Below are 11,598 nucleotides of genomic sequence, written 5' to 3' on the forward strand. Positions count from 1 at the left end.
CGGAGCCGCCGGGCACCCACTACTCAGTGTTGCTATCTACTGGTACTTAGTGTTACTTTCTACCAGTAGTCAGTGACGCCGAGTAGTGAGGTCATTCGTGGGCAAGCAGATCACCGAGATGCTCAAGGGCACGTTGGACGGCATCGTGCTCGCACTCCTTGCCGAGAGCCCCGCCTATGGCTACGAGATCACCGCCCGTCTGCGAGATCAGGGCTTTGCCGAGATCGTCGAAGGCACTGTCTACGCGCTGCTCGTGCGACTTGAGCAGAAGGGCTTGGTCGACGTGGAGAAGGCGCCTTCCGAGAAGGGGCCCCCGCGCAAGGTGTACTCCCTCAATACCCGGGGCAGTGCACACCTGGAAGAGTTCTGGACCACTTGGAGCTTCCTGGTCGAGAGGCTGGAGCGGCTCCGCGAAGGAGAGACACGATGAACAAGATCATTGAGAAAGTCGTCGGCGACCTGGGAGACAAGCGCCGCTGGCGGCAGTACAAGGCGCGTGTGAAGGAGTTGCCGGAGCCCTATCGCGCTACATGCAGCGCTGTCGAACGGTACGCCATGTACTTCTCGGGCATCACCAACGGCAACACCATGATGACGATGCTGGACAACCTGATCGATCTGTTCGAGGAGCACGCCGCCGACGGAACGCCGATCCGGCAGATCGTAGGGGAGGACCCGGTCGAGTTCGCCGAGACATTCCTGGCCAATTACTCCCAGGATCACTGGATCGCCAAGGAGCGCCGCCGCCTCCAGGAGTCGATCCGCAAGGCAGCGGGGGAGACCTCATGAGCGCGCTCGCCCGAGAACTCGCCGCCGATCCCGCCATCGGTATCCAGGGCCTACGCAAGTCCTATGGGGACCTGCAGGTGCTGCGCGGTGTGGACCTGAATGTAGCCCGGGGAAGTATCGTCGCCCTGCTCGGATCCAACGGAGCCGGCAAGACCACCACCGTGAAGATCCTCGCCACCCTCCTGCGGGCGGACGGCGGAACCGCCACGGTCGCCGGAGCCGACGTCACCACCGACGCTGCGACGGTTCGTGAGCGGATCAGCCTCACCGGGCAGTTCGCAGCAGTCGACGAGATCCTCACCGGCCGGGAGAACCTCGCCCTGATCTCCCGTCTGCGCCACCTGCCCAACCCCCGCGAGATTGCCGACGACCTGCTCGCCCGCTTCTCGCTCACCGAGGCAGGCGCACGCCGCGTGGCCACCTACTCCGGTGGGATGCGCCGACGACTGGACATCGCGATGAGCCTGGTCGGCGACCCCGAGGTCATCGTCCTCGACGAACCGACCACCGGCCTGGACCCCCAGGGGCGCCGGGAGGTGTGGGACGCCGTCAGGAAACTCGCCGCGGGCGGAACCACGGTGCTGCTCACCACGCAGTATCTGGAGGAGGCCGAGCAGCTCGCCGACCGAATCGCGATCCTGCACGAGGGGCGGATCATCGTCGACGGCACGCTCGCCGAGCTCAAGAACCTCCTACCCCCGGCCGAGGTGGAGTACGTCGAGAAGCAGCCCTCGCTCGAAGACGTCTTCCTCGCCGTGATCGGCCGCGCGTACCAGACTGACACTGACCAGACTGACCAGAAGGAACCACGATGACCAGCCACGCCGTCAGTGACACGCTCACCCTCACTGGACGCTCGTTACGTCACGTCCTGCGTAGCCCCGACACGATCATCACCACCGCGCTGATGCCGATCGCCTTCATGCTGTTGTTCGTCTACGTCTTCGGCGGGGCCATCGACACCGGCCAGGGGGCGGGTGCCGGGTCCTACGTGAACTATCTGCTCCCCGGAATCCTGCTCATCACGATCGCGTCCGGGATCTCCTACACCGCCTACCGGCTGTTCCTGGACGTCAAGGGCGGGATCGTCGAACGGTTCAGCTCGATGCCCATCGGCCGGTCCGCGGTGCCGTGGGCCCACGTGCTGACGTCCGTCGTCGCGAACGTGGTCTCCCTCGCGATCGTGGTGGGGGTGGCGTTCCTGCTGGGCTTTCGAACCGGTGCGGGCGCGCTCGCCTGGCTCGCAGTGGCCGGAATCCTCGTCTTGTTCACGCTGGCGCTCACCTGGGTGGCGGTGATCCCGGGACTCACGGCGAGTTCGGTGGACGGAGCGAGCGCGTTCTCCTACCCGCTGATCTTCCTGCCCTTCCTCAGCTCGGCGTTCGTTCCGACCGAGAGTATGCCCGGACCTTTGCGGTGGTTCGCCGAGCATCAGCCGGTGACGGCGATCGTGGATACGATCCGTGCCCTGTTCACTGAGCAGGCTGTCGGGTCCCAGATCTGGGTCGCCCTCGGGTGGACGGTCGCCATCCTGCTGGTGGCGTTCGTGACGGCGAACCTCATCTATCGTCGACGGCTCGCCTGAGTGAGCGGGACCTGTGCGAGGCTGTGGGGTATCACGCCGTGCCTCGAACTCCCGGAGGAATGATGCAGCACCGTCCACTCGGCCGGTCCGGCCGCGAGATCTCGGCGATCGGTCTCGGCACCTGGCAGCTCGGTGGCAACTGGGGCGAGGTCAGTGAGGCCGATGCGCGGGCCGTGCTGTCTGTCTCGGCCGATGCGGGGGTGAACCTCTTCGACACGGCCGATGTGTACGGCGACGGCCGCAGTGAGGAGATCATCGGCCGGTTCCTCGCCGAGCGCCCCGGTCATGGCATCACGGTCGCCACCAAGATGGGTCGGCGCGGTGAGCAGGTCCCGGAGAACTACATCCCGGAGAACTTCCGCACCTGGACCGAGCGTTCCCGCGCCAATCTCGGTGTCGACACGCTCGACCTGGTGCAGCTGCACTGCCCGCCGTCGCCGGTGATCGAGGCCGACGCCACCTACGATGCCCTCGACGCACTGGTTGCTGAGGGATCGATCGCCGCGTACGGCGTGTCGGTGGAGACCTGCCAGCAGGCCCTCGACGCGATCGCCCGCCCGAACGTGACCAACGTGCAGATCATCCTCAACCCGTTCCGGCTCAAGCCGCTCGAGGAGGTGCTGCCCGCGGCAGCGGCCGCCGGCGTCGCGGTCTTCGCACGAGTCCCGCTCGCGTCCGGACTGCTCTCCGGCACGTACACCGCGGACACCACGTTCGCCGAGGACGACCATCGCAGCTTCAACCGGAACGGGGAAGCCTTCGACAAGGGCGAGACCTTCTCCGGCGTCGACTTCGGCCAAGGCCTGGCCGCTGCTCAGGAGCTCGCCAGCGCCCTCCCTGACGGCGTCCTGCTTCCGGCCGCGACCCTTGCCTGGATCGCCACTCGCCCGGGCGTCACGAGCGTGATCCCGGGGGCGCGCAACATCGCTCAGGCCACCTCGAACGCGCAGGCCGACACCCTCATCGAGGGTGGATTCGACATCGACGCATTCGATGCGGCAGTGCAGGACGTCTACGACCGCCGGATCCGGGCGGCGGTCCATCCCCACTGGTGAGGACCCTCACGGCAGCTCGGCCAGCTCGATGCCGGGGACTGTTCCCAGATCGGTGAGGGTCACGACGTCCGCCATCGTCAACACCCCCTGAGCGTTCGAGAGTACGACCTGCTCCGCCGCGCGCGCCGCCAGTACGCCGGTGGCCCGGGATTGACCGGCCCCTCGCGCAGACAGCACCCGGCCCGAGGCGCGATCGAATACCGCCACGCTCCACGAGTCTGTGCCCAGGTGGGGTGCGTGCCGCAGTAGCCTTCGCAGCCCCGGGAAGCGGCCTACGAGAGCGAGGAACACCGTCGCGGCACGCGAGTCCAGCGCCAGATACTCGCGGACGGCGGCTCGCTCGGGCGGAACGAGGACCTGATCGCCGAAGTCGGCCCGGAGATAGGTGCGTACAGCGCCGTGCGCGCTGAATCGCCGACGTTCACGGAGGTTGCGCACATGCACGCGTTCGGGTGGTGCGTGGATCGCGCTGCCCGCGAGGCCCACCGTCCACTCCACGGCCGCCGCGCCATGCTGCTCACCGGCACCCAAGACGATCGCGACATCGACCGCGCCTGCGGGGGACGGCTGGAGCGCCGCCACGAGGACTGTGCTCAGGCCGGGGACGAGACCGACGCCACGCACCACTGTCGCTTCCGGCGGGGCGGTATCGGCGAGCTGGGCGAGGTATGCGCCCGACGCCGAGAGGTCGGCGAGGGCGGTGGTTCCGACGGCTCCGACGAGCGCGGGATCCTCGATCCCCGAGGCGTTGACCACGACGTCGTGCTCAGCGCAGATCCGGCGAAGGGTTCGCCACCCGTCCTCGGTGGTGAGGTCAATCGCCACGCCGTCAGGTGGTGATGTTCGCCCGGCAGGGGTCACGTGGTGGCCGCGTCGCCGCAGTTCCTTGGCCACGACGCCTCCGGTCGCGCCGCGGGCCCCCAGGACCAGTGCCCTCATCGGGCGACCGCGCGGCACGTGTACAGCTGAGACATCGACGACCTCCAGAGTCCAAACAGGTGTTTGGTAGTGACTCTATGGCTTGCCGAGGATTTTTAGCAAACATACGTTTGGAGATGGGTAGGCTAGAGGCCATGGCATGGGATACCGAGGCAACTCAGCGCAAACTTCTCGACGCCGGGGCACGACAGTTCGCGGCACACGGCTTCGCGGGCGCCCGGATGGAGACCATCGGTCGCGATGCCGGTGTCAACAAGGAGCGCGTCTACTCCTACTTCGGAGACAAACGCGGCTTCTTCGCGGCGGTTCTCTCCGACCAGCTCGACAGCCTGCTCGAGGACGTGCCCGTGCGTGGGACAGGGCCGGATGCCGTGGGTGACTTCGCTGGCAGGCTGTTCGACTACTACCAGGCCCACCCGCTGATGGCCCGCCTGCTCGCGTGGGAAAGCCTGGAACTGGGCGAACCTGTCACTAGGGGACGCCGCGCCGCGCTCTGCCAGGACCGAGCTGCCGCGATCGATGCGGCGCTCCACGGTACTGATGCTGAACACGGGTCGGACGTGCTGCTGTCGGTGCTGACCTTGGTGACCGGCTGGTGGACACTCTCCGGGCTGACCGCCGTAGTGCTGGACGCTCACCCCGGCGACGCGAGCCGGCGAGCAACGATCGTCGCCCAGGCGAGGCGCCTCGCGACACTCAGTGCAAGCGCGCCTGGCTGAGGTCGATCGGGGTGACCAGGACGCCTCGTTCCTGAGGCACCCACCAGCAGTGCTGGCACCTGGCCGGGCCAGGCATACCGCGGGGCGAACTGCGCGGGTCAGTGGCACCATCGATTCATGGCCGTTCGATTCTCCGAGTTCGCCCCACCGATCAGCGACGAGACGCGCTACGAGCCGCGGCCACAACGGGTCCGCGTGAGTCTAGATGCGCAGCCGGTGGCCGACACCGATAGCGCCTGGCTGGTGTGGGAGCCGCGGCGGGTCGTGCCGCGGTATGCGTTGCCTGCGCGCGACTTCGCCGTACCGCTTGAGGCGGGCGGACACATTGCGCCCGATATGGCGCAACTACCGCCGGTAGTACCGCCGGACCTCGCGATGTACACGCTGCCTGGCACCGAGGTGACCATCGTCGTCGATGGGCGCCCGGTGCCGGGCGCGGCGTATCAGCCGGACGACCCCGACCTTGCCGAGCGCGTCGTGCTCGACTTCCCGCCCTTCACCTGGCACGAGGAGGACCAGGAGGTCTTCGGGCACCCACACGATCCGTTCAAGCGGATTGACACCTTGCAGTCATCGCGCCACATCCGGATCGCCCTCGACGGCGTTACGCTGGCCGACTCCACTCGGCCCGTGCTCCTACTCGAGACCTATCTGCCACAACGGTGGTACCTCCCGCGCGAGGACGTCCGGCTCGACCTGCTCACTCCTAGCGACACTCGCACCACCTGCGCCTACAAGGGCGAAGCGTCCTACCTCAGTCACGAGCCGAGCGGCGAGGCCGGCGCCGCGATCGCCTGGACCTACCCCCACCCGCTGCAGGACGCGGTGCCGGTCAAGGACATGGTCTGCTTCTTCTCCGAGCGCTGCGACGTGAGCGTCGACGGCATCGAGCGGCCGCGCCCGCAGACCCAGTGGTCCACGTCACCCACCGGGACCTGACGCCCCGCTACGCCCGCGATCGCGCCCATGACCGCGCTCACTCGCCGGTTGCTGTGAGGGTGAGCGGCGCGGCCAGGTCGCCGCTCACAGTGCGCACCCACCAGTGGCCACTGGCCCGCCACTCGTGCCAGGTGCTGTACCGGTACCGGAACACCCGAGCGCGGACCCAGCATGGCCGCCGCCCCTCGAACGGGTCGAGGGCGAGCAGTCGCAGCGTCCGCGGGTCGGCCTCGAGCAGTCGCCGGAGCAACACCGTGAACCACCGGTGCTGCGCGCCGGAGCCGAGTGCGAGGAACCACATTCCCCAATCCAGGCGCAGGTGGTAGGGCGCCACCTGCCGCAGCCAGCGATCCACGGGGCCAGGCTTGCCGCGAAAGACGTACTCCTGCCATCCGGTTCGTCCATCAGGGTCGCTCGTTCCCTCCACCACGACCTCCTCGCGTCGGCGCGTGATCGACCCGAACGCGCCGTAGGCACCACCCAGGTGCCAGCGGTTGTAGGAGGCGTTCATGGCCTGGTTCGCCGACATCAGATTGAGCGCCGGCCTCACGGCCAGCACCACGGTGACGGCGGCCATCACCCCCACGAGAATCACCCACCACAGGTCCCCGGTCGCCTGTGAGCCGTCGTCCAGGACCGGTCCCAGTGCGGGTACGAGCGCGACAAGCTGGTCGTCCCCGACCGCCGAGAACGCCAGCACGATGGTGAGCCAGTTCAACCATGCGAAGTTGCCGGAGGCCACGAGCCAAAGTTGGGTGAGGATCATCAGTCCGGCCGCGATCGACGCGATCGGCTGCGGGAGGAACAGTGCGAACGGCACCACCAGCTGCACTGCGTGGTTGGCTGCTACTTCTGCTCGGTGGAATGGGCGGGGCAGATGATGGAAGAACCAGCTCAACGGCCCCGGCATGGGCTGGGTCTCGTGGTGGTAGTACAGCGCGGTCAGATCCCGCCACGCACGGTCGCCTCGCATCTTGATCATCCCGGCGCCGAACTCCACCCGGAACAGCAACCATCGGAAGGCGAGCAGCACCAGGAGCGGGGGAGCGACGTCGTTCGACCCCAGGAACGCTGCCAGGAAGCCGGCCTCCAGCAGCAGCGACTCCCACCCGAACCCGTAGAACACCTGCCCCACGTTCACTACCGACAGGTACAACAGGTAGAGCAGAGCGAACGTCACCAGCGGGACCCATGGTGGCCCCTGCTGCGGCAGGCCCACGACCAGGGCGAAAGAGCCCGCGATCCCGGCCCACGCCGTCGCCACCACCATCCGGTCGCTATAGCGCCACCGGAACAGGGTGGGCCCCGCACGTGAGCCGGCACGCTCCAGGAAGTCCGGTACCGGCAGCAGCCCATACGAGCCGAGCAGCGGAACGAACTGACGCAGCACCGCGACGAACGCGATCAAGTACAGGGCGGCGATCCCGCGCTGCAGCACGAAGCGTGCCGCGTCATAGTTGCCGGCTGCGAACCACTCCACCAGCACCTCCCCGGGTACACGCCCATCCCGCTCGCCGTCTCGTGGCCAGTCTGCCGCTCTCTCTGCGCTCGCGCACGCACAAGACAGGGTGTTGCACTGGTGATCAGCGCGTCGCTATGTTCCTTGCGACGGTGCTGCACGTCCCGGTGCGCGCCACCGACCGAGGGAGGACGCCGATGGCCGATCCCAGTGCGGCGCCTCAGCCGCTCCCACGTGGGTGGCGCACCCGGACCGGTCCACGGCGCCGGGCATATCTGGGGCCATTCGCGGGATACGTCCTGATCCTCGTGGCCGTGTTCGGGTGGGCCTACGAGGTGCAGGCAGGCCGTGATGCTGCCGCTGCCGACTTGCAGCGTTCCACCACTGAGGCTCTGACACTCAATGTCGCCGAGTCCGGTGAGTGGTCGGTCTACCTCGACACTTACGCCGGCGTCGAGCAGTCCGACGCACTCGCGCAGGCGCTGGCCGGCGACGGTGGGTTCGGCGTCGAGATCGTGCCGGGTGACGGGGCCGAGACCATCGCGCTACAGCGGCCGACGGGTGGCACGTACCGGCTCGACGCGGAGACGGACCTGATCGGCCATGGGATCGCCGATGTCGAACTGACGCCAGGGGAGTACCGCCTGAGTGTGGCCACTGCCGCCGATCCCCCGGAGAGCGCGATCGCGGGCTTCTCCGCCGGCCTTGCGCCCGATGCGCCGCCGGTGCTGGTGCTGCTGGCGGCGATCGGTGGCGCGGCGGCCATGCTGGTCTGGGCGCTGATCATCCGGTCAGGGAGGCGGCGGGCTGCACGCCGCCTGCTCCGCCCTGTACTGGGACACGGGAGGTCAGCATGAGTTATGACTTCATGGACGACAGCGAGGTCAAGAAGCTCTCCCAGCGCGGTGACGCTGGCGCATTCGACTACCTGCACAACAAGTCGATCAACGAGTCCCTGGCGCGTCAGGACTCCGCACCGCGCGCCGCGAGCACACCCTTCCCGATCTGGCCGCTGCTCCTGGCGCTGCCGTTGTGGGTCGTTTCACAGCTCGCGGCCGGACTTGTCAACGGCGTCGAGTGGCTGGGTACCGACTCCTGGTTGGCGCCGCTTTTTCCCGCACCGGATGAGGGTGTGCTGCGCTACCTGGTCGGGACGGGAATCCTCATGCTGATGCTTCCGGGCGGACTGGTGGTGCTCGCCGGACTCCTGCGCGATACCCGGGCACGGATCCTCTCCTACCCGCTGGTCGCGCTCGCGGTGATCATGGTGCCGTTGCTGCTGTGGACCACGCAGGTGACCACCACCGCGTCGGTGGCGAGGATCTGGTGAGCGCGCTGATCCGCACGCCGGCGGTGCTGATTGCGGCTGCGGGGAGTGTGTTGCTCGGGGCCGGGTCGCTCCTGCCGTGGGTCGACGCCGAGGGCGCCGTCTTCGGTCGGCACACGGCTGACGGGGTGGACGCGCTCGGCCTGAGACAGGGTCTCGCTGGTGGTGACGCGTGGGTCACCGTCGTCCTCGCGTGCCTCTCGCTTCTCGTGACCGGGCTGTTCGCCTGGCGTCGTGGGTCACGCGCTCGGCTGCTGCTCGCGGTGAGCGGCACGGTGGGCTTGCTCTGGCCGATCGCCTCGGCCTCCAGCATTCCCGACGGCGTAGGCGTGGGTGTGGGCGTATGGGTCACCGGTGCCGGTGGTCTGCTCGTGCTGGCCGGATCGGCCATGCTCCGGATCGACCCTGATGCCCGCTATGACGCTCGGCTGGCACGAGCCCACCGGTTGTGGGAGCGCGGGCGGTTGCCCGACGCGATCGCCGAGCAGCAGCGAGTGGTGGAACAGGACCTGCGGGAGAACGGCTGGTCACGGGAGGCAGGCCTGAACGGGATGATCCTGGCCTCGATGTACGCCGAGGCAGGGGATCGGCCCCGCTGCCTGGAGATCATGAATGACGTCGTGGCTCGGTGCACGCCCGTGTTCACTGACGAGGACAAGTCCATGGTCGACCAGCTCTGGGTGGAATCGCACCAGCAGCTGGCCGACCGTGGTGCCTGACGGTCAGGTGATCAGGCGGGCGCCGCGACGGGTACGAGCATCTCGGTGACGACCTCGCCTTCGCAGTCGGGCAGCTCCAGCCCGAGCAGGTGCGCGAAGGTAGCCGCTTCGTCCAGCATGTTGCGCCTCCCGGCGTCTGCACCGGGCGTGAAGGCGGGGCCCGAGCCGATGAACACCGGCTGGCCCCCGTGGCGCGGTGCGTGGCCATGGCTGCCCTTGAGCGCCGGGAAGTCCTCGTCCCCAGCGCGCACGACCGTGCGCCGATCCCACAGCATGCCCACGATCACACCGGGCTCGGACTCGACCACCCACTCGAACGGGCCGTCCAGACCGTAGTCACGCAGGCTCTCCTGCGCCGTCCAGATCTTCTCGATCCGGTACTGCGGCTCCGACTCGATCTCGACCAACAGCGCTTCGATGTCCCGACGGCGTTCCACGGGTAGTGCGTCGGCGAGGAAAAGCTGGCCCGACAAGCCCGCCCCGAGACAGAACACATCCCAGTCGGCCAAGTTCCCTTCGGCATCGAGGCGGATGAAGCCCCGCTCGACGAACAGTGTGTTGAGATTGGTGTGCTGTTCAACGTCCACATGGCCATGGTCGGAGACCAGGACGATGTTGGTCGACTGCAGATCCCCGGTGGCCTCGAGAACGTCCAGATAGGCACCGAGGGTCGCGTCCACCTGGCGCAGCGCCTCCTCCACATGCGGACCGTAGGAGCCGCCAGCGTGCCGGGCCGTGTCGACCTCTACCAGGTGCACGAACATCACATCCGGCCGTTCGGCACGCAGTACCTCGGCCGAGACATGGTTGACGAAGTCGAAGTACTTGCCCTTGCGCTTATCGGTGTGGATCAGTGACAGGTTCGGGAGGATATACCTCTCGTACGAGTGCGCGTCGGTCGTGCGCAGGTACTGGTCCTCTAGCCCGTCGAACACCTGCGGGCAGGCGATCTCCGGAACCAGGTGGTCGACTCCGCGGGCGTTCCCGGTGACAGGCCACTGCACCGCAGCGGTGCTCAGCCCCGCCTGCTGTGCCGCCTCCAGGATGGTGGGCACGCGGATCATCGCAGCGTCCCAGAACCACTCGGAGGCATCGCCCTGCCCGGGCTGGAACTGCAGGTTGTTGAAGACTCCACTGCGGGCCGGTGGGCAGCCGGTCAGCTGGGCGGTGTGGTTGGGATAGGTCACCGATGGGTAGATGCCCTCGATCTCCGCGACGGCGGCCCGCTCGAGAATGCGTGAGAAGGCGGGCAGGGTGCGAGCGAAGGGGATGTCGTCGGTGTGCATGGCGTCGACGGAGACGACGAGTAGCTTGTTGGGCACGGTCGGATCCTTCTTCTGGCGGGCGGTCGGTCAGTGGCGAAGGGCGGCGAGCGCGGCGCGGCACCAGGCCGGGTCGTCGGCGGTGACGAGGTCGACGCCAGCAGCGAGCGCGGCGCGTAGATCGTCGGAGGTGAGCACCGGCCAGCCGCATACCAGCGCTCCCTCGGTGTGGACCTCCTCGACCATCCGGTCGTCGAGTTGACGTACCTGCAGGGCGAGCGAGGCGGCGCCGAGTTCGCGTACGGCGTCGCGCGCCTGCGGTGTCGGAGCAGCCGAGATGACGCCGACCCTCACGTCCGGAGCGACCGCGCGCACGTCACGGAGCGCGTCGATGTCGAAACTGGTCATGACTACCCGGTCGAACAGGCCCGCTGCACGCACGAGTTCAGTGGCCGGCACAGCGGCGGCAGGTGCCTTGATCTCGACGTGGATCTCCACCCCGATCGCCGCTAGTGCCTGAGCGAGCGAGGGGATGCGTTCGCCGTCGGCGAGTTCGACGTCCTGCAGCTGTGCCCAGGTGAGCGCGCTGACCGCTCCGGTGGTGCGGCCCGCAACGGCTGTCCGATCCACGGTGGCGTCATGGATCACCGCCAACTCACCGTTTGCAGTGAGGTGAACGTCGAGCTCGATCGCGTCGGCACCGTCCGCCTCGCCGCGGGCGAAGGCGGTGAGCGTGTTCTCCGCGCTCACCGCCGCCGCGCCGCGGTGCCCGACGATGCCTGGATACCCCGGCTGGGACATGACA

14 protein-coding genes are annotated in these 11,598 nt (G+C 67.9%); 10 read left to right on the forward strand and 4 right to left on the reverse strand.

Features of this window, described 5'->3' with window-relative positions; translation table 11 throughout:
• Positions 1 to 97 precede the first annotated feature (97 nt).
• From IM660_RS09315 to IM660_RS09335, 5 genes are all read left to right on the forward strand, one after another.
• Positions 98 to 430: a PadR family transcriptional regulator gene (locus tag IM660_RS09315; protein ID WP_281389324.1), complete on the forward strand. Its 333-nt coding sequence runs from the start codon at positions 98 to 100 to the stop codon at positions 428 to 430.
• Positions 427 to 789 carry a DUF1048 domain-containing protein gene (locus IM660_RS09320; protein WP_193499032.1) on the forward strand — a complete coding sequence of 121 codons (363 nt, stop codon included), beginning with the start codon at positions 427 to 429 and terminating at the stop codon, positions 787 to 789. Before IM660_RS09315 ends, IM660_RS09320 begins: the two co-directional genes overlap by 4 nt.
• A complete protein-coding gene (locus tag IM660_RS09325) occupies positions 786 to 1,604 on the forward strand; it encodes an ABC transporter ATP-binding protein (RefSeq protein WP_193499033.1) in 819 nt (272 codons plus the stop codon). The genes IM660_RS09320 and IM660_RS09325 overlap by 4 nt, the downstream gene beginning before the upstream one ends.
• The gene (locus IM660_RS09330) at positions 1,601 to 2,374 is read left to right on the forward strand and encodes an ABC transporter permease (protein WP_193499034.1); all 774 of its coding nucleotides are present in this window, start codon (positions 1,601 to 1,603) and stop codon (positions 2,372 to 2,374) included. The genes IM660_RS09325 and IM660_RS09330 overlap by 4 nt, the downstream gene beginning before the upstream one ends.
• A 62-nt stretch (positions 2,375 to 2,436) precedes the next feature.
• Positions 2,437 to 3,429, forward strand: coding sequence for an aldo/keto reductase (locus IM660_RS09335; RefSeq protein ID WP_193499035.1), 993 nt, complete (start codon positions 2,437 to 2,439; stop codon positions 3,427 to 3,429).
• A 6-nt stretch (positions 3,430 to 3,435) separates the two neighbouring features.
• On the opposite strand, the gene IM660_RS09340 is transcribed toward IM660_RS09335, so the two are convergent.
• Positions 3,436 to 4,368: a Rossmann-fold NAD(P)-binding domain-containing protein gene (locus tag IM660_RS09340; RefSeq protein ID WP_193499036.1), complete on the reverse strand. Its 933-nt coding sequence runs from the start codon at positions 4,366 to 4,368 to the stop codon at positions 3,436 to 3,438.
• Between the two features lie 134 nt (positions 4,369 to 4,502).
• Between IM660_RS09340 and IM660_RS09345 the strand changes: the two genes are divergently transcribed.
• Together IM660_RS09345 and IM660_RS09350 are read left to right on the forward strand one after the other, a co-directional pair.
• On the forward strand, positions 4,503 to 5,087 hold the full coding sequence (locus tag IM660_RS09345; protein ID WP_193499037.1) for a TetR/AcrR family transcriptional regulator: 585 nt from the start codon (positions 4,503 to 4,505) through the stop codon (positions 5,085 to 5,087).
• Between the two features lie 117 nt (positions 5,088 to 5,204).
• Positions 5,205 to 6,026 carry a DUF427 domain-containing protein gene (locus IM660_RS09350; protein ID WP_193499038.1) on the forward strand — a complete coding sequence of 274 codons (822 nt, stop codon included), beginning with the start codon at positions 5,205 to 5,207 and terminating at the stop codon, positions 6,024 to 6,026.
• Between the two features lie 37 nt (positions 6,027 to 6,063).
• Here the strand turns inward: IM660_RS09350 and IM660_RS09355 are convergent, their stop codons facing one another.
• Positions 6,064 to 7,506 (reverse strand): lipase maturation factor family protein, encoded by a 1,443-nt coding sequence (locus IM660_RS09355; RefSeq protein ID WP_193499039.1) that lies wholly within the window; start codon positions 7,504 to 7,506, stop codon positions 6,064 to 6,066.
• A 176-nt stretch (positions 7,507 to 7,682) separates the two neighbouring features.
• Between IM660_RS09355 and IM660_RS09360 the strand changes: the two genes are divergently transcribed.
• From IM660_RS09360 to IM660_RS09370, 3 genes are read left to right on the forward strand one after another with little or no spacing between them, the layout of a single operon-like run.
• Complete coding sequence (locus IM660_RS09360; RefSeq protein ID WP_193499040.1) at positions 7,683 to 8,342, forward strand: hypothetical protein; 660 nt, start codon at positions 7,683 to 7,685, stop codon at positions 8,340 to 8,342.
• Positions 8,339 to 8,815 carry a hypothetical protein gene (locus IM660_RS09365; protein WP_193499041.1) on the forward strand — a complete coding sequence of 159 codons (477 nt, stop codon included), beginning with the start codon at positions 8,339 to 8,341 and terminating at the stop codon, positions 8,813 to 8,815. The genes IM660_RS09360 and IM660_RS09365 overlap by 4 nt, the downstream gene beginning before the upstream one ends.
• Complete coding sequence (locus IM660_RS09370; RefSeq protein ID WP_193499042.1) at positions 8,812 to 9,531, forward strand: hypothetical protein; 720 nt, start codon at positions 8,812 to 8,814, stop codon at positions 9,529 to 9,531. The genes IM660_RS09365 and IM660_RS09370 overlap by 4 nt, the downstream gene beginning before the upstream one ends.
• A gap of 11 nt (positions 9,532 to 9,542) precedes the next feature.
• Here the strand turns inward: IM660_RS09370 and IM660_RS09375 are convergent, their stop codons facing one another.
• On the reverse strand, positions 9,543 to 10,853 hold the full coding sequence (locus tag IM660_RS09375; protein ID WP_193499043.1) for an alkaline phosphatase family protein: 1,311 nt from the start codon (positions 10,851 to 10,853) through the stop codon (positions 9,543 to 9,545).
• Positions 10,854 to 10,883: 30 nt separating this feature from the next.
• Positions 10,884 to 11,594: a glycerophosphodiester phosphodiesterase gene (locus IM660_RS09380; protein WP_193499044.1), complete on the reverse strand. Its 711-nt coding sequence runs from the start codon at positions 11,592 to 11,594 to the stop codon at positions 10,884 to 10,886.
• Positions 11,595 to 11,598: the final 4 nt, after the last annotated feature.

Origin of the sequence: Ruania alkalisoli (assembly GCF_014960965.1) — a bacterium.
Classification (GTDB): Bacteria; Actinomycetota; Actinomycetes; order Actinomycetales; family Beutenbergiaceae; genus Ruania; species Ruania alkalisoli.